Genomic DNA, 24,272 nt, shown 5'->3' with positions numbered 1-24,272 from the left:
TGCGGGGGTTCGGGTTAATTCGATTCATTGCGAGGTAACGTTATCAGGCGCTAGCGTTTGCATCCAGCACTTCACGGATACGCGCCTTATACGTTTCCAGCTTCTGCGGGGTCATCATGCGGCGATCATCATCCAACACTACACCACCGACATCATCAGCAATGCGTTGGGCTGATTGCAGCATTAATTTAAAGTTCTGATTGGCATCACCATAAGACGGCACCATCATAAACATTGAGACACCCGGCGTTGAAAAATCAGACATGGTATCAGGGTCGAAAGAACCCGGTTTTACCATATTCGCCAAACTGAATAATACTGGGCCACTGCCTGCCGGGCTAAGATGACGATGGAAAATACCCATCTCACCAAACTGGAAACCAGACTGAAGAACACTCTGTAGCAGCAACTCGCCGCCAAGAGCGCCACCATGATGCGCAGCAACATGCAGCACCAAAACGGTCTCTTTCAGTTTCTGTGGTTTCACCTCTGCTGCCGGAGCGACAGGCTCTGGTTGTGATTCCACATGTTGTGGTGCCACACGAGGTGCAGGTTCTGCCACATGCTGTGGCTCTGCGTGTCGCGGTTGCGAATACGACTCTTCAACCGATCCAAGCAAAGGATCACGCTGTGATGCATGCGGTGGTTGCTCAGCCGATAGCCCACCCAAAAGAGGGTCGTCATAGTCTGTTGGCACTGAAGCAAAAGGCTTGTGACGAGGTTCCGTCTTGACCTGAGCCGGTTTGGTATCAGTATGCTGAATAACCGGCATGTCTTCGTCGTCGTCATCAATATGACTAAACGAAGGCTTCTCCTGTGGATGAGCAGTGCGGACGCGCACTTCTCCTACCCCTTCATCGAGACTCTCGATCGGGGTTTCAACACGTTCTTGTTTCGGACGTTTAACTGGGCGATCGCGAAAAAGTGAAGAGCGTTCTTTACGGCTGGTCCATAAACCATGCAATAACAACGCTATTATGGCGATCGCGCCAACAACGATTAATATCAGACGCAAATCCTGCATCATTACTATCTCTGTTGTTCCAATACATTGCCACCGCGGCAAACATTCACCCTTTAACTCTATTTGCCAACGAACACAAGTGCAAGTCCGTGCTCAATTTTCTTCGAAGAAAGATGATTATGCTAGATGTTTCGCTCGTTTTTTGCACAATATGTGACTATGCAGTGGGAAATCATACCGATATGATACGTGGGTCAATAGACTTACAGAGAACTGAATGGCATGGCGTATACGCAAAAAGCGGTAAAAAAGGTGAGTGGTGTCCATTATTTCGCCCAAGGATGGCAATTAATTTCCCGTCCGGGTATCCGGCGATTTGTTATTTTGCCCTTACTGGTAAATATTCTGCTGATGGGGGGCGCTTTCTGGTGGTTATTCAACCGTATAGGTGATTGGGTTCCACAATTGATGAACCATGTTCCCGACTGGTTACAGTGGCTGAGTTATTTGTTGTGGCCAGTAATGGTTATCTCGGTGCTACTGGTATTCAGTTACCTGTTCAGTACCCTGGCCAATATTATTGCAGCCCCCTTTAGCGGCTTGCTGGCTGAGCAACTGGAGGCCAGTCTGACGGGTAAACCACTGCCAGACACCGGTATATGGGGAATAGTTAAAGATTTGCCGCGCATCATGGCGCGCGAGTGGCAAAAACTGGCTTACTACCTGCCTCGGGCATTAGGGCTACTGCTGCTCTACTTTATCCCTGGCATTGGTCAGACCGTTGCGCCGGTATTGTGGTTCTTATTCAGTGCCTGGATGCTATCAATTCAATATTGCGATTATCCCTTTGATAACCATAAAGTGAGTTTCCAGCAGATGCGCAGTGCATTGCGACAAAATAAAGTCGATAACTTGCAATTTGGTGCACTGGTGAGCTTGTTTACTATGATCCCATTCCTTAATCTGGTGATTCTGCCGGTTGCCGTTTGCGGAGCCACCGCAATGTGGGTAGATCGTTACCGCGACCAGTTTACTCAACCACCTCGTTAATCTCCTTTGGGCGTGCCAGCCACGCCCTTAAAGCTATTGGGATTAAAACTTATTTCCTAATAACATATCGATATACTAATTACTTACTTCCATAGCCATACTGTTAGCGTATGCTTTGAACGTTTCCTACATTTTCATAGAGTTAAAGGACGGGCTATGAGCAAGATATATGAAGACAACTCTTTAACAATCGGCCATACGCCGCTGGTTCGTCTGAACCGTATCGGTAACGGGCGCATTTTGGCGAAGGTTGAATCACGCAATCCAAGTTTCAGCGTTAAATGCCGTATCGGTTCCAATATGATTTGGGATGCCGAAAAGCGCGGCATTCTGACCGCAGGCAAAGAGCTGGTAGAACCTACCAGCGGTAATACCGGCATTGCTTTGGCATTTGTTGCCGCCGCTCGCGGTTATAAATTAACCCTTACCATGCCAGAAACCATGAGCATTGAGCGCCGTAAGCTACTAAAAGCGCTCGGCGCTAATCTGGTCCTGACCGAAGGGGCCAAAGGGATGAAAGGAGCCATTGCTAAAGCGGAAGAGATTCAAGCAACTGACCCTGACCGTTACCTGATTTTGCAGCAATTCAGTAATCCAGCGAATCCGGAAATTCATGAGCAAACCACCGGCCCGGAAATTTGGGAAGATACCGATGGTGAAGTGGACGTCTTTATCGCAGGTGTCGGTACCGGTGGAACCCTGACCGGTGTTAGCCGCTACATTAAAAATACCAAAGGCAAAGCGATTATCACTGTGGCGGTTGAACCGACTGACTCCCCGGTTATCACGCAAGCGTTGGCTGGACAGGAAATCAAACCCGGCCCACATAAAATCCAAGGTATCGGTGCTGGCTTTATTCCCGGCAACCTCGATCTGAGTTTGGTTGACCGCGTAGCGTTGGTAACCAATGATGAAGCTATCTCAATGGCTCGCCGTTTGATGGACGAAGAAGGTATTTTGGCCGGTATTTCTTCCGGTGCAGCAGTTGCGGCAGCAGTCAAACTTTCCGAAGAAGATGGCTTTACTGACAAAACAATTGTGGTTATTCTTCCCTCCTCGGGTGAGCGTTATTTAAGCACAGCATTGTTTGCAGATTTGTTCACTGAGCAAGAGCTGCAACAGTAGTCAGGCTGTCGCACTAAATGCTAAAAAAGCACCCTCATGGGTGCTTTTTTTGTGGCGCACTTCAAAGTTTTTACTACATAAAGATTGATTTTACCCTCTGGGTTTAGTATTTAACCGGTCAATTATTTTGATACGCGAAATTAATCGTATCTTGAGTGAATCTCTGGCTGAATCGATTTAACAATTATGCAATGCGACAAAAAATGTCATCACCGAACGTGGATTGAAGACATAACGCAAAGAGAGCATTATTCTTAGATACGACAGTGTCGATTTTAGACCTGAATTCAGGTTGCATCAGAAACTGTCTTTGTGACTTGCCGGTGGTTGAGGCATAGTCATGCGCAAGTCAGATAGTCTTGTTATACGCGCACCAATACAGGCTAAAGTTTGGGTTCTACACTAAACTTTAGCTCCACAACATAAATCCAATAAGTTGGGGAAATACAATGTTCCAGCAAGAAGTTACTATTACTGCACCAAATGGTCTGCATACCCGCCCGGCTGCCCAGTTCGTAAAAGAAGCAAAAGGCTTTGCGTCTGAAATTACTGTGATCTCTAACGGTAAAAGCGCCAGCGCCAAGAGCCTGTTTAAACTACAAACTCTGGGCCTGACCCAAGGTACTGTTGTTACGATCTCGGCTGTTGGTGAAGATGAGAAGAAAGCTGTTGAGCATCTGGTAAAACTGATGGCTGAGCTTGAGTAATCACGCACGCTTTTTTAGTTAACACCAGTCAAGAGTAAGGTAGGGTTATGATTTCAGGCATTTTAGTATCACCGGGTATCGCTTTTGGTAAAGCACTTTTGCTGAAAGAAGATGAGATTGTCATCAACCGGAAAAAGATCTCTGCTGACCAAGTGGAGCAGGAAGTCGAACGTTTCAAATCTGGGCGGGCCAAAGCGTCTGAGCAGTTAGAAGCGATTAAGACCAAAGCTGAAGCAAGCCTCGGCGAAGAGAAAGCTGCCATCTTCGAAGGGCATATCATGCTGTTGGAAGACGAAGAGCTTGAGCAGGAAATCATAGCCCTCATCAAAGATGAGCATGCCTCTGCTGATGCAGCCGCTTATTCAGTGATTGAAGGGCAGGCAAAAGCCCTGGAAGAACTGGATGACGAATACCTGAAAGAACGTGCGGCTGACGTGCGTGATATCGGTAAACGCCTGCTGAAGAACATTCTCGGTCTGACCATTGTTGATCTGAGTGCCATTCAGGATGAAGTTATTCTGGTTGCCACCGATTTGACGCCATCAGAAACCGCACAGCTTAATCTGGATAAAGTGTTAGGGTTTATCACCGATTTAGGTGGCCGTACCTCTCACACCTCGATTATGGCTCGTTCGTTGGAACTCCCTGCTATCGTCGGCACCTCCGATGTGACCAAACAAGTCCAGAATGGCGACTATTTGATCCTTGATGCAGTAAACAACAAAGTCTATTTAAACCCAACTGCCGATATTATTGAGCAGTTGAAAGCGGTGAATACTCAATACATCACCGAGAAAAATGATCTGGCCAAATTAAAAGACCTGCCTGCTATCACCCTTGATGGCCATCAGGTTGAAGTGGTTGCCAACATCGGTACTGTGCGTGATATCGCCGGTGCTGAACGTAATGGCGCTGAAGGTGTTGGTCTGTATCGTACCGAATTCCTGTTTATGGACCGCGATTCTTTGCCTACAGAAGAAGAGCAGTTCCAGGCATATAAAGCCGTTGCTGAAGCGATGGGCTCTCAGGCTGTTATCGTCCGTACCATGGACATCGGCGGCGATAAAGATTTGCCGTATATGAACCTGCCGAAAGAAGAGAACCCATTCTTGGGCTGGCGCGCTATCCGTATTGCTATGGATCGCAAAGAAATTCTGCACGCACAGCTGCGTGCAATCTTGCGAGCCTCAGCATTTGGCAAATTACGTATTATGTTCCCGATGATTATTTCGGTTGAAGAAGTACGTGAACTGAAAGCAGAACTTGAACTGCTGAAAGGCCAATTACGTGAAGAAAACAAGGCCTTCGATGAAACTATCGAGGTCGGTGTAATGGTTGAAACACCTGCGGCGGCGGTTATCGCTCGCCATTTAGCTAAGGAAGTTGACTTCTTTAGTATTGGGACAAACGATCTAACTCAGTATACTCTGGCAGTAGATCGTGGCAATGAGCTGATTTCTCATCTCTATAATCCAATGTCGCCATCGGTATTGGGCCTGATCAAACAGGTTATTGATGCATCTCACGCTGAAGGTAAGTGGACCGGTATGTGCGGTGAACTTGCTGGTGATGAACGTGCTACACTGTTGCTATTGGGCATGGGGCTGGATGAGTTCAGCATGAGTGCGATTTCGATCCCACGCATCAAGAAAATTATCCGTAATACGAATTTCGAAGATGTGAAGGTGTTGGCAGAGCAGGCATTAGCTCAACCAACAGCGAAGGAATTGATGGATTTGATTACCACATTCATCGAAGAAAAAACACTCTGCTAATTCCACGATACTGGAACGCTGCCCGATATAAATACTTAGGAGAAGATCATGGGTTTGTTCGATAAACTGAAATCACTGGTTTCAGATGACAAAAAAGACAGTGGTACTATTGAAATCGTTGCGCCATTGTCTGGTGAAATCGTCAACATTGAAGATGTTCCTGATGTTGTTTTTGCAGAGAAAATCGTTGGTGATGGTATTGCTATCAAGCCTTCAGGCAATAAAATGGTTGCTCCTGTTGATGGCACCATCGGTAAAATTTTCGAGACTAACCATGCTTTTTCTATCGAATCAGACAGCGGCATTGAGCTGTTCGTCCACTTCGGTATTGACACTGTTGAACTGAAAGGCGAAGGCTTCAAACGCATCGCTGAAGAAGGCCAGCGCGTCAAGAAAGGTGATGTGGTTATTGAGTTCAATCTGGCCCTGCTGGAAGAGAAAGCCAAGTCTACATTGACGCCGGTTGTTATCTCCAACATGGACGAGATCAAAGAACTGATTAAGTTGTCCGGTAGTGTCACCGTTGGTGAAACACCAATTATTCGTATCAAGAAGTAATCTCATACGAATAAAAAAACGGCGCCTAAGGGTGCCGTTTTTGTTTTCTGCTATTACCGTTACTGTCAAACTACTCCACTGCAAGCCAACGTGGGATCCGTAGTGTAATCACCAATCCCCCCTGCTCACCATTGCGTGCTTCAACCTGCCCGCCATGGGCCTGAATCACCTTACGCGTAATGGCCAATCCCAAACCATAACCTTTGCCAGACATCGCCGACTTAACGCGCACAAAGGGGTCAAAAATACTGGATAACTTGCTCTCTTCAACGCCTGGTCCTTGGTCAGCAACCTGAATCTGATAACTCTTATCCACCAATGAAAGTGTCACTTTTACCTGTTGCCCATGAACGGAGAAACGCAGCGCATTGCGGACAATGTTATCAATAGCCCGTCGCATCAATTCAGCATTACCTCTGACGGTGTACTCGATAGGGGGCAACACCTGTAGCAAGATCTCAACGCCCGGCACCTGCGCCTCAAAGCGCGCATCATTTACCACCACTTTGACCAGCTCATGCAAATCGAAATACTCGTCATCGTCAGCAAGATCGTGGTTTTCAGCTCGTGAAAGTGCCAGCAACTCACCAATCATCTTATCCAACCGTTCCGATTCATGCTCAATACGCTGTAATGAGCTTTCAACATTGCCAGGATTCTGGTGCGCTAAGCCAATCGCCAGTTGCAAACGCGCCAGCGGGGAACGCAACTCATGGGACACATCATGCAGTAGTTGTTCCCGCGCACTGACTAGAGCTTCGAGCCGTTCGGCCATTGAGTCAAAGTCACGCGCAACTTCAGTCAGCTCATCATGACGCCGCCGCATTACCGGCAGCAATCGTACCGACAAATCCCCCTGTGCCACCCGTTCAAAACCGGCACGCAACTGGCGCATCGGCCGCGTTAGATTCCAAGCTAATAACGCACTAAAAAACAAACCGCCTAATACGCCCATCCAAATCATAGGGATAGGAATATTCAGTATTTCATGGCGCTTTTCATCGGGGCCACCCTGCTGATTAACGGGTCGCAAGCCATCGATGTCGTAACTGACACGATAGTTTTGTCCATCAGGGCCTTGGGCCCAAGTGGTAACCTCACGACGATAAAACTCAGGTTCACCGCCTTGGGGAATCGATTTCCCGGTAAGCGCCTCTTCAGTCAGCGGTGGCAGCGCCGCCACCGGTAATACAGAAAAATGGGCTTTATCAGCCTCCGACCAGTTAGCTGTCATGGTACTTAGCGCAGGCAAACCACCGGAATGTAATACCGACGCCGCCGAGGCAACCTGTAATTTGGCAATTTGCCGCACCATTTCACGCTCAGGGGGTTCATGGCGATTGCCATAAAAGGAGAACACCAGCCACAGCATCTGGGTCATTAAAATAAAGGTAAACCAAAAACCCAGCAGGATTTTCCAAAACAACCGTCCGCGCATAAGCAATCTCACTCCACCCAAGGCTATTATCTGATGCGATAACCAATACTACGTACCGTTTCAATATTCAGATTGTTCCCCGGCAGGGCTGCAAGTTTTTGACGTATATTGCTGATATGCACATCAACACTGCGGTCATAGGCTTCCCGTGGTCGGCCTAATCCTTTATCGGATAACTCATCTTTGGTAACCACCCGCTCTGGTGAACGCAACAGCAGTTCCAACAAGTTAAATTCCGATGCAGTCAGATCAAACGGTTTACCCTGCCATTCACTGCTGCGCGTTGACGGGTTGAGTGTGAGGTCGCCATGGCTGATGATACTGTCATCAGCTGACGGCACCTCAGGATGTTCATCAAAGCGGCGCAATACTGCGCGCAAGCGGGCGACTAGCTCGCGGGGATAACAGGGTTTAGGCATATAGTCATCTGCCCCCATTTCCAGACCGATAACCCGGTCAATATTATCCCCTTTAGCGGTTAACATAATGATCGGTAAGCGACTTTTTTTACGCACTTGCCGCAAAACATCAATACCACTCATATCAGGCAACATAATATCGAGGATCAAGGCGGTATAGTCTCCAGATAAGGCTGCGGCAATACCCGCTTTACCGGTTAATACCAATTCGGCATTAAAGCCCTCACCGCTCAGGTATTCTCTCAGCATAGTGCCCAGTTCCACATCATCATCGACTAACAAAATCTTCATTTTTAACTCTCCTGCCTGATTTCGGCTATTTTCATGCCTATTTGACTCGCGCGCAGCCGGTTTTACTCAATCCTTACATATTCTTGAATCTCACTTAACTCACACTCATCGGTGTTGGCGGTAAATTATCCCCCTGCATTTGGTTTCACCGTTCTCTTCATTGTGGTTCAAGGATCTTTGATTGATTATGCAACAGGTTACAAGGTCGAAACGACGCTTTATCGGGCTGGCTGTACTGCTGCTGATAGCGGGCGGCGTGCTGCTATTCAGATTGATTTCACCGGCGGATAAACCCGCTTACATCACCGCCGCCGCCGAAACTCGCACTCTGGAACAAACTGTCTTGGCTGATGGCACCATCAAGGCACAAAAACAAGTCACTGTTGGGGCTCAGGTTTCAGGGCAAATCAAAGCGCTCCATGTCACCCTAGGACAGCAGGTTGAGAAAGGCCAGTTAGTGGCTGAAATTGATGACCTGACTCAGCAAAATACCCTGAAAGATGCCGAAGAAGCGCTGAAAAATGTGCTCGCCCAACGAGCGGCGAAAGTGGCAACACAGAAAAACAACCTATTGGCCTACCAACGGCAGCAGCAAATTTTGGCCAAAGGTCTCGGCGTACGCGCTGATTTTGATAGCGCCAAAGCCACATTAGAAAGCACTCAGGCGGAAATTACTGCGCTCGATGCCCAGATTGCACAGGCGGAAATTGCCGTCAGTACCGCCAAACTCAATCTTGGGTACACTAAAATCAGCTCACCCATCACAGGTACAGTGGTGGCAATCCCGGTTGAAGAGGGGCAAACCGTCAACGCAGTACAAAGTGCGCCAACGATTATCAAAGTCGCTCAGCTCGAGACCATGACGATAGAAGCACAAATTTCTGAGGCTGACGTGGTGAAAGTTAAAGCCGGTATGCCGGTTTACTTCACTATTTTAGGTGAGCCGGAAGAGCGATTCAGTGCCACGCTGCGGGCAATAGAACCGGCGCCTGATTCGATCAACGATGAAACCACCACCACCTCATCCAGCTCAAGTAGCAGCTCCAGCTCCAGTAGCACTGCCATTTATTATAACGGCCTGTTTGATGTTGCTAACCCAAATGGCGCGTTACGAATTTCAATGACCGCGCAGGTCTACATCGTGCTCAACAAAGCCGAGAACGCCATCGTTATCCCCGCAACCGCATTAAACAACGTAAAAGGAAAGTATCAGGTCCAAGTGGTGAGCAACAACGGCAACATCGGTTGGCGTGAAGTGACCGTTGGGCTAAATAACAATGTTGATGCACAGATCCTCTCAGGCCTGCAAGCCGGAGAACAGGTGATCGTCAGCCAAGGCAGCAGTACCACCGCCAACAATAAGGCCCAACGTATGGGGCCACCGATGGGGATGTAACTGATGCCAGACCTCAACCACAGTAAGATCTTACTTCAGCTTGATAATGTCAGCCGTGAATTTATTAATGGCGAACAGACGGTTCAAGTGCTGAAAAATATCAATCTAACTATTTACAGCGGAGAAATGGTGGCGATTGTTGGCGCATCAGGCTCCGGTAAATCAACGCTAATGAATATTCTCGGTTGTCTGGATAAACCCAGCGCAGGCGAATATCTGGTCGCTGGCCGGATCCCACAACATTTGGACCGTGATGCGCTCGCCGAACTGCGCCGTGAACATTTTGGCTTTATCTTTCAGCGCTACCATCTGCTAAATGATTTGAGTGCGCGGGAGAATGTGGAAATTCCGGCAATTTACGCCGGTATCAATCGCGAGGAACGTAAAAAGCGAGCCGCCAGCCTGTTGTCTCGCCTCGGTCTGGCCGAGCGGCTGGATTATCGCCCAAGCCAGCTTTCCGGGGGGCAGCAGCAGCGGGTCAGTATTGCCAGAGCACTAATGAACGGCGGGGAAGTTATTCTGGCCGACGAGCCCACCGGAGCACTTGATACTCACAGTGGTAATGAAGTCTTAAATATCCTGAAAGACTTACACCAGCAAGGCCACACCGTGGTAATTGTCACCCACGATATGTCGATTGCAGAACATGCGCAGCGAATTATTGAATTGAGAGATGGCGAGGTCATTGCTGACCGACAAATGCAGTCGACAAAATCAGTAAGTACAGCAACCGTCGAACAAGAACCAGACATTGCCAGTAAACCACTACTCACCTCGTGGAAAGCGCAGCGCGACCGCCTACAAGAAGCGTTTAAAATGGCAATACTGGCGATGGCCGCACAGCGTTTGCGCACCGTACTGACCATGCTGGGGATTATTATTGGCATTGCCTCGGTGGTATCGGTGGTGGCACTAGGAAAAGGTTCGCAACAACAGGTTTTGGCGAATATCAACGCGATGGGGACCAGCACGCTGGAGATTTTCCCTGGCAAGGATTTTGGTGATATGCGCTCAGCGGCAATCCATACTCTACGGGCGACCGATGCGGATGCCCTGGCACAACAAGGTTATATTCACAGCGTGACACCAACGGTTTCGACCAGCACCACGCTACGTTATGGTAATAAATCGGTCAGTGGCACCGTCAATGGGGTCGGTGAGCAATATTTTCTGGTGCGTGGCTACAATATCAACCAGGGAATGGCCTTTAACCGCGCTAGCGTCGATGGCCTGATGCAAGAGGCAGTCATTGATGAAAACACCCGCGATAAGCTGTTTGCCCAAGGCGAAAACCCCATCGGAAAAGTTATCTTACTTGGCGCTCTGCCCTGCCGCGTGATTGGTGTGGCGGCCAAGAAACAAAGTGGTTTTGGTAGCGACGAGAACCTCAATGTGTGGACCCCCTATACGACGGCGATGAAACGTATGCTCGGCCAATCTTATCTAAAGAGTATTACCGTGCGGGTGAACGATGATATTGACCTGGCGAATGCTGAACAGGGTGTAACAAAATTGCTCACTCAACGTCACGGGACACAGGATTTCTTCGTGATGAATACCGACAGTATCCGTCAAACCATTAAGAAGACCACCTCAACCATGACATTGCTGGTATCAATGATTGCGGTTATTTCCTTGATCGTTGGTGGTATTGGAGTGATGAATATTATGTTGGTATCGGTCACCGAACGTACTAAAGAAATAGGTGTGCGGATGGCGGTTGGTGCCCGTGCCAGCGATATTATGCAGCAGTTTTTGATAGAGGCGGTATTAGTGTGCTTATTGGGCGGTGGCCTTGGCGTAATATTATCGCTAGCAATCGGCCTGATATTCAGTCAGTTCAGTAGTAACTTTTCAATGGTTTATTCAACAACATCCATCATGATGGCCTTTATATGTTCTAGTTTGATTGGGATTATTTTTGGTTTTTTCCCCGCCAAACGGGCAGCCGAGATGGACCCTATCAGGGCTTTAGAGCGGGAGTGAAGATGATTGGGGATATTAGAATCATCATCTATATCCCCTTCAATAGACTAACAATCAATACAATCTCGATATTATTTATCGATAAAATAGAGAAACATAAAAATAACAGCAGCCTATATCAACAACAAAGTAAGTCATGACCAACCAGAGCATCAGATATAATTCAATCATAACCGCCATATTATTATAAGACAATTCCCACAAAACAAGATTATTCTTAATAATAGCAAATTAACTTTATTAAATTTAAGCTAACAGCCTGAAGAACCTTTACACCTCTAATTACCTACGGTAATGTGTGGCTATACATATTAAAATACCAGACCATGCTTGGCCTAGTATTATCTATTTTTTATAATACACGTATAAATATCTCTATCCTTTTGGCGTAGTTATTTTCGTCATATTGGTATTCCACAATCTATTTTTGCTTTCAGCATACTGGGTGCTGTAAATCAGGGGCGGTAGCGTGGACAAACCAGATTAAATTTTTGGACAACAACAGATGGCTCGTAGTGGTTTCGAAGTACAAAAAGCTGCCGTTAACGCTTTGTTTCTAAGGGAAATTAAAACTAGATTTGGCAAGTATCGGCTGGGTTATCTTTGGGCGGCGCTAGAGCCTATGGCTCACATGCTCATGCTACTAGGCATTTTCGGCTACATTATGCAGCGTACCATGCCAGATATTTCCTTCCCGGTTTTTCTGATTAATGGGATTGTTCCCTACTTCGTATTCATTAATATCAGTAACCGGTCGATTGGTGCTATAGAAGCCAACCAAGGCTTATTTAACTATCGTCCGGTAAGGCCGATAGACACCATCATTGCCCGCGCTGTTTTAGAATCATTAATTTATGCGGTAGTTTACATCTTACTGATGGCGATCGTCGGCCTGCTTGGCGAGGAGTTTGAAGTCATTAACCTTATTTCGCTGGTTCTAGTCTGGTTAATGCTAATCATTTTCTCCTGCGGCGTCGGTCTGAGTTTTATGGTGATAGGAAAAACCTTCCCCGAAACCGAGAAGTTTCTACCCATTCTGTTAAAACCGCTCTACTTTATTTCCTGCATTATGTTTCCGCTCCATTCAATTCCAAAGGATTACTGGCCGTACTTACTGTGGAATCCGTTAGTCCATGTCGTTGAGCTATGCCGTGAAGCCGTCGTTCCGGGTTATGTCAGCGAAGGTGCCAACTTATACTATCTGGCCTTCTGTACGTTGGTCAGTCTGTTTGTTGGGCTTGTGTTGTACCGTAACGGTGAAGAGGCGATGCTAACCTCATGATCAGAATTGAAAATCTAACCAAATCTTATCGTACCCCTGCTGGGCGCCATTATGTTTTTAAAAATCTGCATGTCGAGTTCCCTGCTAATAAAAGTGTGGCCTTAATTGGTCGCAATGGTTCAGGTAAATCAACGTTATTACGTGTCATCGGTGGTATCGACCGGCCTGATAGCGGCAAAGTTATTACCGATAAAACGATCTCCTGGCCAGTAGGACTAGCAGGTGGATTCCAAGGGAGTTTGACCGGGCGTGAAAACGTTAAGTTTGTCGCCCGCCTGTATGCAACAGACCGTGAATTACGAGAGAAAGTAGCCTTTGTTGAAGAGTTCGCCGAGCTTGGCAAATACTTTGATATGCCAATCAAAACCTACTCTTCCGGCATGAAATCCCGCCTGGGTTTTGGCCTGAGTATGGCATTTAAGTTTGATTACTATCTGGTGGACGAAGTCACCGCTGTAGGGGATGCGCGCTTTAAACAAAAATGTGCAGACCTGTTCAAATCCCGCCACCAGGAATCAAGCTTTCTTATGGTTTCCCATAGCCTCGGTTCACTGAAAGAGTTCTGCGATGCAGCGCTATTTATTGGCCGAGATAATCAGGTGAAATATTTCGAGTCAGTAGATGAAGCGATTGCGGTTTATAAAGTGGATGAAGGTCTTTAAAGGCAACAATTAATTATGACCTTGGCCCTAAAACATTTTTAATATCTAAAAATCATTGAGAATATCATGGAAAATTTTAAGTTCACGGTTAGTGTAATTATTCCCGTAAAGCACCGAGATGAATACGATATTTGTCAAAGATTACTGATGAAGTCGGAGTTGGAAATCCCATCGAACTACAACTTCATAGTTATCGATTTTGGTTCAAAAAGTAATAAGGCTTCAGAAATACAGAAAACATGTAATGAAATTGGATTTGAATACATATATGTTGATAAACCCTATGATACATGGAATGCTTCAGCTGCACGAAATATTGGCATAAAAAGTTCCAAATCAGATTACCTTATATTTGAAGATGTTGATCTGTATCACTCAGATGATTTCTACAATAGAATTAATATAGAGATAGAAACACTAATAGAATCAGGAGACTGGCCTTTCTTTGTTGTTCCCGTCATTTACTTAACTGAGTTAGGCTCCGACTTAGTGCTTCAGAATTTGAATGGAAAATTATATAGTAAGATGATTGGAGAGATCTACAAGCCAACATCAGATTATATAGTTCACCATGCCCCAGCGTCTTCATTTCTTATTTGTAAGAGAAAAGATGCCATAAATATTGGTGGATATGACGAAAACTTTGAAGGTTGGGGTTTTGAAGACTCAGATTTTTGGGTAAGGCTATTAAGAAAATTTAAAATTGAACGTCCTCGTGATTTTTATCAACTAGATACAAGAAATTATAGTAAACAGGTTAACTGGAGGGGGTGGCGATCATTATTCCGTATTTTCGCAGACTTGGTAGCTAACAAAGGAATATATTCTTTCCATATTCATCATCCTATTGCTGAGCATCGCTCTACAGCAGTGCGTGCGAAAAACCACAAAATATTCTTAGAGAACTGCAAACGATATTCGGCAGATAATTATGTTGCGACCCCACTTACAGATGACAAAAACAAGAAACAATTATTTCTTTCAAAAAACCCACACTCATTTAATGATGGCATTTTTAGTTACTTCACTAATCCAATTTTAATTGAAGAACGTTTCATTAATATATTTAATCTCGAAAACACTATAAAAGATAACAATATAGAATCCATTATATTCAATAATCCATACGGTAATGAACTCCGCCTATCTATTTATGAAAAAGCTAAAGAATTAGGGATTCGCACTTATGTAATTGAACGTGGCGCATTACCATGGTCAATTTATATTGATGAAAATGGTTTTTGTGCAGAAAGTACTTCATATCAAGAAGAGAATTGGAAAAACATAGAACTTACAGAAGAAAGAATAATTGAAGTACATAATTATATTAATGATATAAAAAACTCTGGGGATTCACTAGAACCACAAGGAAATATCATTGGAGGAAAAAACCTCAAGAGAAAATTATTTGGTGATTCGGAAAACATAAAAATTCTTTTCATTGCCTTACAGTCACCAAGTGATACAACCACAAGATATTTCTGTGGAGATGTGCACAGCTATGATAATTATCTCAATGAGATTAACATGCTGCCCTATCTGTTACCCGAAGATTGGAGAGTTGTGGTTAAAAATCACCCATTAAGTATCGAGAAGTTCTCAAATGAAAAAATGACTAATGTCGATGCATATCATATAGGTGACATACTTTCATGCTGTGACGCTGTTGCACTTTTAAATAGCGGCGTTGGGATTATGGCTCAATTATATGAAAAACACGTATTTGCTTTTGGTCAGGCACACTATATTTGCAAAGGAATAAACTCTCAGGTTAGAACAGCAAATGATGTTGCGGATATAATCAGCCAAGAAGATTATACATTTGATAGAGCTAAATCATTGCAATTTATTAGTTTTCTAATTAGAGATTTTTACTCATTTGCTACTTGGATTCGCTGTGAGAGAAAACATACTGAAAAGGCAAATCTTTCTATTTCCATAGATATCGAGTATAACTCAGTTCGAATTTTTAATAAGTGTAACTTTGAACTTGAGAAAGATAAAATTATCGACATTCGTGAAAGCATACTCTTTGATAGATATCGTCTTGATGAATATATTTCAAGGAACCCTATAAAAAACAATTTGTCTAACGAAAAAAATCAAGTTAAAACATCAGCTAGTGTCGTTTCAATTGAAAAAAAATCAGGGGATAACTCAAAAAAACTTGATGAGAAAAGAAACCAGCCGAATAGAAATATTGCTAGGAAGATTAAAAAACTGGCTAAAAACCCAAAACTATTCTTTTTTGATGCATTAAAAAAAAGAGTTAACTAATAGCGGGGTATCAGTGGATTAATGATGACTCACGTACTCAATGGTCAAAAATTACCAGAATAAATCCAGACGATAGTATTATGATAAAAAAGATATGGAGTTTTCTAAAAATATTTATGGGAAGCATCATAAATATGGTGCATTGGTAACTTTAATCACCAGTATCTAACTTTACATATCTAGCCACAAAATATTCAATCAGCAGGTATCTCATGGTGCCTGCCACAACCTCACTCACCCCCCCTATTCCCCACCCCCTCATCTTTAATATCTACGCGAGTGCCAATAAACTTATTCCCTTCCAGCACATTGTTATCGGCGTAATCAGCAAAGTACTTACCAGAATTATCTTTGGGGTTATCACCATAATCAAAACCAGAGAGATCTCTGCTTTGGCGGGAAGCTAGCCAAATGCCGACCTGCTCGTCGGTAAAGGTGTTATTGCGGATAATATTATGGTCGCTATGCTGCCAGCGGATAACCGACTTTCCACTACTGTAATGCTCGCCACAGTTCTTATACAAAAACACACCACCCGCACCATTGCCTTTAAATAGATTCCCCTCTATCAGATTATTGGCAGATGAATCCACCGCTAATCCTTCTCGCTTGCCCCGCCCCAGACTCTCATGACCATTATTCACTATACGGTTATTAATAATCCGGTTGTTGCGTGATGAGTGTTCCAGATATATTCCCGACATATAAGACTGCTGAACAGTAGAATTACTGAGAGTGGAGTCAGTCACGTAATCATCAAAATAGATGCCCACTCGCCCACTGCCGGTCACCACTACCGCGTCGATAAGAATCCCCATCGGCGTTCGGTGATAATTAATCTGGTGATCGGTGCTAAGTTGATTAGCCGGAATATTAGAGGTAATACGGATACCACTGCGACTAAAGTTGCGGATATGGCAATTTTTGATGCTGACGTTTTTTAGTGGTTTGCCTTTGCTATTGACCATTATGCCAAAGGGTAGATTATTGTCCCCTTCCAACGTCGCCCCTTGACAGTCGAGATGAGTATTGCTGTGCGATATCAGTAGGGATTGACGATAAATACAGTGCGGCTGCAAGCTGATATTCCCCTGTAACGCGGTGGCATCAGGCAAATAGCATGTCAGTTGAGCAGCTTGTAGCGATAATGTGTATGAAGTGGCTGTGGCTAATACTAACCAGAGGTGGCAGCGCCACAATAATCGGAAAATGGTTACAGCAGTATTATCTGTATTATTTATCGGCATCAGCAATAATCATTTCTCCGCCCCATCCTGAAAAGTATCCCCAAAACTCACTAAACCGGGATCCGGTAATATTCGTCTTTATATTCGGTCTTTACCGTAGGTATCAGTTCAAGCTGATTATCACCATAATAAACCGCATTAATCTGGGTGTTTCTCAGTATATATAGCCGGAATTTTTTGAATAACTTCATATCTGGCTTGAAATCAGACTGCCAAAATTGATTGAGGTGCCCCTGAAACGTTAACCCTTTCATGTCATACAGGGCGTTTCCCATCACGATCAACGGTTTATTATGGATCAGTGCTGATAACCCGGCAGTGCTATTAATCGTTACCACCGCCTTGGCGTGAGTCAGCAATTCCGGCATCGGCAAATCGTGTACATATTTTACTCGCTCACTGATGTTGTACTGCTTACCCAGTTTCCGGATTAATGGCCCGTACAGGCGATGCCCCCGGTCCATAGGGTGATGTTTGATAACTAACCACTGGTCACTACAGGCTTTTTTTGAAAATGAATACATTACGTCATTGATGTAATCACGCACGTCGTTGTATGGGCTGTGGTTGCGGATCTGGCTATCATTGTAGACCTGTAAAACCACCAGATGGTAGCGCTGGTCAAGCTCGCCCTGTAGTTGACTCAGCACTTTTCGTTGCAAGAATCGGTACCACTGTTTACGCGCGGCAGCACGTATCCAGCAACGGGCTTCGTACCAAGGTGAAAAGGATTTATGGTGACGATATTGTGGAAATTGGTGGCGGTAAAACCAGCCAGCCAGATAATAACCGATGCAACGGCGTACCCGCAGACTAAAGCATGATGTCAATTTTTTGGCGACCGGTGCTTTAATTTCTGGCAACTTACGGTAGAAATCAGGATTACGTGGCAAGGCGGAAAACGCATTCACCCCGCCCTCTTCGAGGGTAATAAAATGCGGGCGGAGGTAGCCTTCCTCAAACGCCAGAAAACGCACCCCTTTGGTCTGCGCCCAAAGCCTGGCAACTTGGTGTAGCGGGCGGCAATCACCAAAACACAAAATAGTGTCGAAGTGGTAATCTTGCCAGGTATCTTTCAACCAGGTGGGAAACTCTTTCGGCGTCTGCCTGAACACCAAATAGTCACGCTTACGGCAATAAAACTTGTCACCGCCGTTGAATACCACGTTCACCGCTTCGCACCCCTGAGATTCAAGCCACTCAGCGGTATCACTGAAATAAGGTCCCATCGGGCCTTGTAACAGTAGGTACTTCTTGCCAGCAAGAAGTGTTGTCAGTGCACGGCAATCTGTAAGCATAAACACGTCACCATTATCATTTAACAGACTGATTTATAAGTTCATTGTCACTTTAGTTAGCATGAGCAGTTTTCTATAATTACGCATAATCCTGCCCGATTTTTTTTTGCTAAATTGCATTTCAGCACGTGGCTGAGCCGCCAAAATGTCTAACGCCCGTTCTGCGGTTATTGCTTCACGCCGAAGAGGGTCAACATAGGTCGGATAAGCGATCAACGCCTGATATACCAAGTCATCCAGCGTCAATGTGCGCTGCCGGCGTGGTGCAGAATGTTCGTCCTGTGTCAGCCCCCACCCCGCATAAAAAGGTATGCCGTAGCAAAATACCTGCTTCCCATGCAACAGCGCTTCAAAGCCCGAAAGCGACGTCAAAGTATGCAACTCATCCGCAGCCTGAATGCATTGGATGATGTCGGCATCCTGCGCCTGAGTGTTAGCCCAACGCGCAATATCAGCCGCAGGAATATGCCCTTGCCGGTTGCCAACCAATACGTCCGGGTGCGGCTTATAGATAATGAAAGCGTCCGGGTTACGCTGGCGCACCGTTTTCAGCAGTTCACTATTGGTACGAATACTGATTGTTCCGCTCAAAATGGATGCATCGTCTTCCACCTGGCCGGATACCAGCAAAATGCGTTTGCCACTGGCTTGCGGCGGCAGACTGAATGGCGCGCCAATGTTGTATTTACTGATTTTGCCACTGACCAATCGCTGGCGAAGCTTTGCGGCCCGCACTCGCTGTAGGTCAGTTAACCGGCTGCTATTGAGTAACGACTCAAGATCACTCGGCCGGGTGGCATCGTAGTAAATGCCGCTTTTATCCAGCACCAGCGACAGCGGCGGATGCAAGTCAGAACCCAGCCCCGATGAGCGTATAAACCCATCTTCCATACGCCATACCGGCACTTTTTGCGCCTGAGCCTTTGCTTGCCAGCGCTGTTCGCCTTTATTGCCCCACACCACACAAGCCGTGTTCGATGTTTTACCGTCTCTGAAAGAGACGTTGTTCAGTGTGGTTTTTAAAAACAGTAAAAAAATGCTGCGTTTCCAAAGTGTTAAACCCGGCGCCCATAACTGACCCTGGCGTTGTAGTTGATGGTTTTTTTGCATCAACAGGCCGTCTAACACAGCAAATAATGTCGCCGGCTGGCCACTACAGGGATCGATATAACGGCTGTAGCGCAGATAGGCGGCGCTGAATAAATCCAACAAACTGGCCTGCCCACGTCGTGCCGATAACCCATCAGCCTGCGAGTGGCGATCGTCAGTCAATCCCCAACCGGCATACCAGGGTTGACCAAATACCGTGACAGATTTGCCCGCCAGCAACGCTTCAAAACCATATTGCGAAGTCACCACATACACACGACTGACCTGGCGCAATAACGACTGCGGGCTGACATTTTCTGCCAGCAACTTGATGCGTGGATTTTTTGGTATTGCCTTGAAGTAGCCTGCTTTCTTGCCCTGTAAAACATCGGGATGAATTTTCAGCCAAACCTCTGCCTGTGGGTTTTCATTCAGCGCGGCATCTAACATGGCCTCAAAGTCTGCCGCATCGGCATTGCCGTATTTAACCGCCATGTCACCAAAAGTCTGGTCCACGACCAACACCGCATCACCTTGCGCAGGCACGCCGCTGAATGGCGGTGCCAAGTTATATTTCGACAAGTCAGCATCAACAATTAACCGCATTGCCTCTCGGGCATCGGCATAAAGTGGCTGGTTACCGGCCCGGTCAAGAATCAGCCTTTCCAGCGAGCTTGGCCGGCTGGCGTCGTAATAGATACTCTGAGTATCCACCACCATCGACAACGGCGGGCAGCCTGACACGCCCAACCCCAACGAGCGGATAAAACCGTCTTCAAGACGCACAACAGGCAAGCTGGAAGCTCGCGCCAACGCAACCGCTTTATCACCACTTGGACGATGGCCCCACACCGCCACCGCACTTATCTGCGGTGGAATTGAGCGCAACGATGAAAGCTTGCAGCAGGGTTCAGCCAGAAAGTTTTCCAGATGCTCGATACGATAAATCCCTGCCGAAAAGATGCCTATCATCAGAGTGTTAGCACCACTTTAGCGGCAACTGCCAACTGGTAAAGAATGGTCGAAATCCCCCGCGTTACTTCGATGTTCTTCGATTCAAACTTCGGTAATACCATCAGTTCGTCACCCGGTTGCAGCGTTTTGACGTCTTCAGCATTCAGTGCTTCACCATTCTGTTTAATCAGAATGACTTTGGTGTTACTGGCTTTTTGCGTGTAACCGCCAACCTTGGTAATGTAATCATCCGGGCTAAGACCTTTCTGCCAACTCACCGCATTCGGGAACATTACTTCGCCATGGATCATGACCAGCGAGGTCTTTTCAGGGATCTTAATTACGTCACCGTCCTCCAGAATCACCTGATCAAGATTACTTTCGTTGAGCACCACTTCACCCTTAGGTACCACGTTGCGGGCTTTGGTAACAAAGCGACTGATAAGCTGCGCTTCTTGCATTCGCAGACGGGCCTCTTCTGAAGTGGAAGACTGTGCTGATAAAGAGGCTTCTTCGAGTTTTTGCAGTGACAGGTCAAGCATCTCTTTCTGACGCAGCGCGACCGAGCGGCGATACAGTTGGATCGAGTCCATTTGCGACATGCTATTAGGGCGGATTTTTGCCAGCACCTGACGCATAGTCGCACCATAAGGCAGTACCATGGCATGCTCGCCGGAATGCGCCCCTTCGATTCGAACCTGAATGGTTCCTGAGTAGCGATCAGTGCTGATAATCAGCTTATCGCCATCTTGTAATGAACGCCCCGGTGCAGAGCTAAGTGGATAGTATTCACTGCGCTTAATCGTACCCTGCTGGCGGATAATGGTCATATGTGTGGCCCCCGGCTTAGGGCGTGCCCAACTGAGCGCTTCACTCACCGGAATCGTGCTGTTGCGGAATTCAAAGTCATAGCTGTTGAACACTTCGCCTTCGACACTGAAAGTGTGCTGGCGTGGGCCGACTACGATGGTATCGCCGTCAGCAAACTGTGATAGCCCCAAATTGCCGTTAAGGAGAAAGTCGTACAAATTAACCTGTGAGCGCACGCGGTTACCACGTTTGATGCTGATATCCACATAGCTGCCTCTCTGAGTATCGACACCACCGGCTTTACTGAGATAGGAGAGTAACGAGTCAGATGCCACCCCGCCGTACAATCCGGGGTTATTAACGTAACCGGTGACAAACACTTTGACCGGCTGGGCCTGTAATAAAGAGGCGTAGACATTCACATTCGACTGATAGACCTGTTTGACTTTGGCAGTCACCACACTGTTGATCTGGCTATTCGGGATGCCAACTACTTTCAGCGGGCCAACGTTTGGCAAGAAGATATTGCCTTTCGGGTCCACACTCAGCGCACCTTCAAAGTTAAATGCGCCCCATAACCGTATCTGAATCTGATCCCCCAAACTCACTACGTAGTTTGGATTGAAACCGATGCTGGAACCACTATCTGCCGCCGAGACCGAGGTAAAGAGTTGCGCGCCAAACATCCGACTCATCACCACCGGGATCACCGGAGGGGGGGTATCGTCAAACTGGCTATCGCTATAAGGTCTCTGGCTTTGACCTGAAATAATCGACGGTAACGGTGCGGCCCCGGTCATATTGGGATCGGCATTCAGATCAACGGCCTGAGCGGGTGTTGCCTGTATGGCAATAATCAGAAGAACAGATTTCAATAATTTCATAGCATGCTCTGAGTTACTGCCTGCGGTGTCATTCCGACAAGCTAGAAATAGCGTTAAAACGGCGTCAATCTTTATGATCGTCAATCACCGCCAGCAATAATTTGACAGTACCAAAAAGTAAGCCACAAACCAGTAACCAACTGATAAGCAGATATAAACTGTTGGGGAACTTTGACTCCTGCGGTAGCTGAGGAGAGCTGATCACTGACAACATTTTCAGTTTTCTTGCCGCATCAACACGGGTTTTTTCAATCGATGTCAGGGTCAATTTGTAGATATCAGTATCGAACTGTACCTTGGCTTTAATCTCTTCAAAATCTACCGCCATACGGTTCAATTTGTGACCATCGGGCGCAGTAATTTTGCTTTTTTCATTATCAATCTGGCTGGAGAGCGACTTGAGTGCGTTCTTCGCACTGATGACCTGAGGTGCATCTTCACGGAGAAAAGTCAGTAGGTTACGCAATTCTGCTTCCATCTGAATGCGTTGGCTAACCAAGGTGTTAATCAACGTAGTGGCAGCCAAAGCCTGAGCTTCAGGGTCAAGAATATTATTGCTGTTCTGGTAAGTGAGTAGTTCGGTTTTGCTGCTATTCAAACGAACGCGCGCTTCCTGCATTTCGTTTTCGGCAAACAGCAACTGCTCGCGGGCAATTCGGTGTGAGATCTCATTGATAAATCTTTCGGATTCTTTCAAAACAGCCTGATTGAACCGTTGAGCAAATTCAGGCGAGAATCCTTGGGTACCAATGGTGAGCAAACCGGTTTTGTCATCGTAAGAAACGGAGATACGGTTACGGTAATAATTAAGGAATTGCTCGCGAGTGGCACTATCTGACAAATGATAGAAAAAATCCCAGCCGCTATGACCGAATGCCTGACGAAAATCGAGCTGTTTATCCAAGACCGCCAACATATCAGGAGAATTAATATATTCCTTCAGATATAGGGCATCTTCCGCAGAACTAGGGCTGCCAGCACCCATCAGCAAAGCGACATTCAGATTACTGCCATTGATATCGTTGGAATGTTTGATGGCGACTTTAGATTCACTGAGATAGCGTGGTTGGCTAAAAATTAACAAGTAGAGAATCAGCAGCAACATCGGTATCAGAATCATAACCTTACCTAAATGGCGCTGTAGCTTGGACAGAGTTAAGTGTGACATGCGCACGCGCTTCAACATATCACCTGGCCAAGCCGACTTTATTTTTTCAATAAACATGGGTTTCATCATTTGTTATTTGCGCGGGCATTTCCCCATCACGTCTAATGCAATCATCAACAGAAAATTCGAGTAATAAAATGATCATTACCCAGCTCAGGTAAATTAAGTTCGTCGATCGTCCGTATCATGTTCAATCAACACATGTCGCAACATACGACTAGCCCAGAGGAATAAGCCCACATTGGGCTAAAATACAGACGTTTTGCCAGCAAAACTCTAAATGAAGGGGTAAATCAATAAAAATTGCGGCTACAACACTGTTGATAATTATAATTTACATTTAACGAGTTTTAATAAATATTACAACCCGTTAACTTGCTAAAATCAGTGAAATAAATACTCATATAACTAAAACATCAAATAAAATCTATATGTGATTCCAATAGAAAATATAAGCAAAATACGAACAGCAGCAGTATAGGAAGAATAGACAGCTAACACCAATTGGTTAAATGTTACAGAATGTAACCATTGATAGCCAAATAAATTAGATATAGTTAGTTGATTTATAAGAAATTTCTCAAAATTAAATTAAAATACCCTTATAACTCATACCTGTAAACAACTCACATTCAAATTCACCACGGAATCAATGAAGCTAATTGTACGAATATTCCTACAATATTTATTCTAACAATGTGACGTGAATTAACTATATTAGCAAAGCAGGCTTGTACTAATAGCCACAGTTGATTGCATAAATTTCATTTACCACTAGATAGCCTCTAGCAGACAATTTGCTTACAGGGAAAGGACAGCAACGGGGTTCTGAGGCTTTTAAATATGATTAATTATAAATCAAAATCTCTGGCACCAAAGCTCCGTTCCTTTT

Annotated in this window: 18 protein-coding genes; 10 read left to right on the top strand and 8 right to left on the bottom strand. The window is 45.7% G+C overall.

All coding sequences use genetic code 11. The features are described from left to right. Positions 1 to 43 precede the first annotated feature (43 nt). Positions 44 to 1,027, bottom strand: a complete 984-nt coding sequence (gene zipA, locus V1953_RS05940) for a cell division protein ZipA (protein WP_102970550.1) — start codon at positions 1,025 to 1,027, stop codon at positions 44 to 46. Between the two features lie 219 nt (positions 1,028 to 1,246). Between zipA and cysZ the strand changes: the two genes are divergently transcribed. The 5 genes from cysZ (at position 1,247) to crr (ending at position 6,179) form a co-directional block, all read left to right on the top strand. Then, positions 1,247 to 2,014, top strand: coding sequence for a sulfate transporter CysZ (gene cysZ / locus V1953_RS05935; RefSeq protein ID WP_083163438.1), 768 nt, complete (start codon positions 1,247 to 1,249; stop codon positions 2,012 to 2,014). Positions 2,015 to 2,170: 156 nt separating this feature from the next. Next, the gene (gene cysK, locus V1953_RS05930; RefSeq protein WP_083163436.1) at positions 2,171 to 3,139 is read left to right on the top strand and encodes a cysteine synthase A; all 969 of its coding nucleotides are present in this window, start codon (positions 2,171 to 2,173) and stop codon (positions 3,137 to 3,139) included. A 449-nt stretch (positions 3,140 to 3,588) separates the two neighbouring features. Next, positions 3,589 to 3,846: a phosphocarrier protein Hpr gene (ptsH, locus tag V1953_RS05925; protein ID WP_083163435.1), complete on the top strand. Its 258-nt coding sequence runs from the start codon at positions 3,589 to 3,591 to the stop codon at positions 3,844 to 3,846. A 47-nt stretch (positions 3,847 to 3,893) separates the two neighbouring features. Next, positions 3,894 to 5,621 carry a phosphoenolpyruvate-protein phosphotransferase PtsI gene (gene ptsI, locus V1953_RS05920; RefSeq protein WP_372559580.1) on the top strand — a complete coding sequence of 576 codons (1,728 nt, stop codon included), beginning with the start codon at positions 3,894 to 3,896 and terminating at the stop codon, positions 5,619 to 5,621. Between the two features lie 48 nt (positions 5,622 to 5,669). Beyond that, complete coding sequence (gene crr / locus V1953_RS05915; protein ID WP_004392561.1) at positions 5,670 to 6,179, top strand: PTS glucose transporter subunit IIA; 510 nt, start codon at positions 5,670 to 5,672, stop codon at positions 6,177 to 6,179. Between the two features lie 70 nt (positions 6,180 to 6,249). On the opposite strand, the gene V1953_RS05910 is transcribed toward crr, so the two are convergent. Further along, entirely contained in the window at positions 6,250 to 7,617 is a 1,368-nt protein-coding gene (locus V1953_RS05910; RefSeq protein ID WP_083163430.1) for an ATP-binding protein, read from the bottom strand. A 26-nt stretch (positions 7,618 to 7,643) separates the two neighbouring features. Continuing rightward, positions 7,644 to 8,327 (bottom strand): response regulator transcription factor, encoded by a 684-nt coding sequence (locus tag V1953_RS05905; protein WP_083163427.1) that lies wholly within the window; start codon positions 8,325 to 8,327, stop codon positions 7,644 to 7,646. Between the two features lie 187 nt (positions 8,328 to 8,514). Here V1953_RS05905 and V1953_RS05900 point away from each other — a divergent pair, with 187 nt between their 5' ends. From V1953_RS05900 to V1953_RS05880, 5 genes are all read left to right on the top strand, one after another. Continuing rightward, positions 8,515 to 9,723: an efflux RND transporter periplasmic adaptor subunit gene (locus V1953_RS05900; RefSeq protein ID WP_442850751.1), complete on the top strand. Its 1,209-nt coding sequence runs from the start codon at positions 8,515 to 8,517 to the stop codon at positions 9,721 to 9,723. Positions 9,724 to 9,726: 3 nt separating this feature from the next. Then, complete coding sequence (locus V1953_RS05895) at positions 9,727 to 11,709, top strand: MacB family efflux pump subunit (RefSeq protein ID WP_442850750.1); 1,983 nt, start codon at positions 9,727 to 9,729, stop codon at positions 11,707 to 11,709. Positions 11,710 to 12,214: 505 nt separating this feature from the next. Next, positions 12,215 to 12,991, top strand: coding sequence for an ABC transporter permease (locus V1953_RS05890; protein ID WP_083163420.1), 777 nt, complete (start codon positions 12,215 to 12,217; stop codon positions 12,989 to 12,991). After that, the gene (locus tag V1953_RS05885; protein WP_442850749.1) at positions 12,988 to 13,653 is read left to right on the top strand and encodes an ABC transporter ATP-binding protein; all 666 of its coding nucleotides are present in this window, start codon (positions 12,988 to 12,990) and stop codon (positions 13,651 to 13,653) included. The genes V1953_RS05890 and V1953_RS05885 overlap by 4 nt, the downstream gene beginning before the upstream one ends. A 66-nt stretch (positions 13,654 to 13,719) precedes the next feature. Further along, entirely contained in the window at positions 13,720 to 15,930 is a 2,211-nt protein-coding gene (locus V1953_RS05880; RefSeq protein ID WP_442850748.1) for a galactosyltransferase-related protein, read from the top strand. Positions 15,931 to 16,160: 230 nt separating this feature from the next. On the opposite strand, the gene V1953_RS05875 is transcribed toward V1953_RS05880, so the two are convergent. From V1953_RS05875 to V1953_RS05855, 5 genes are all read right to left on the bottom strand, one after another. Continuing rightward, on the bottom strand, positions 16,161 to 17,177 hold the full coding sequence (locus V1953_RS05875) for a right-handed parallel beta-helix repeat-containing protein (protein WP_442850747.1): 1,017 nt from the start codon (positions 17,175 to 17,177) through the stop codon (positions 16,161 to 16,163). 50 nt (positions 17,178 to 17,227) lie between these two features. Beyond that, the gene (locus tag V1953_RS05870) at positions 17,228 to 18,475 is read right to left on the bottom strand and encodes a capsule biosynthesis protein (protein ID WP_442848573.1); all 1,248 of its coding nucleotides are present in this window, start codon (positions 18,473 to 18,475) and stop codon (positions 17,228 to 17,230) included. A gap of 33 nt (positions 18,476 to 18,508) precedes the next feature. Beyond that, on the bottom strand, positions 18,509 to 20,536 hold the full coding sequence (locus tag V1953_RS05865) for a capsular polysaccharide biosynthesis protein (protein ID WP_442850746.1): 2,028 nt from the start codon (positions 20,534 to 20,536) through the stop codon (positions 18,509 to 18,511). Next, entirely contained in the window at positions 20,536 to 22,212 is a 1,677-nt protein-coding gene (locus V1953_RS05860) for a polysaccharide biosynthesis/export family protein (protein ID WP_420073822.1), read from the bottom strand. The genes V1953_RS05865 and V1953_RS05860 overlap by 1 nt, the downstream gene beginning before the upstream one ends. Positions 22,213 to 22,276: 64 nt before the next feature. Continuing rightward, positions 22,277 to 23,449, bottom strand: a complete 1,173-nt coding sequence (locus V1953_RS05855; RefSeq protein ID WP_083163408.1) for a capsule biosynthesis protein — start codon at positions 23,447 to 23,449, stop codon at positions 22,277 to 22,279. Between the last annotated feature and the right edge of the window lie 823 nt (positions 23,450 to 24,272).

Origin of the sequence: Yersinia sp. 2541 StPb PI (assembly GCF_052217145.1) — a bacterium.
Classification (GTDB): Bacteria; Pseudomonadota; Gammaproteobacteria; order Enterobacterales; family Enterobacteriaceae; genus Yersinia; species Yersinia enterocolitica_E.
The sequence above is the reverse complement of the archived record's forward strand: the minus strand, read 5'-3'. Positions and strand labels throughout refer to the sequence as shown.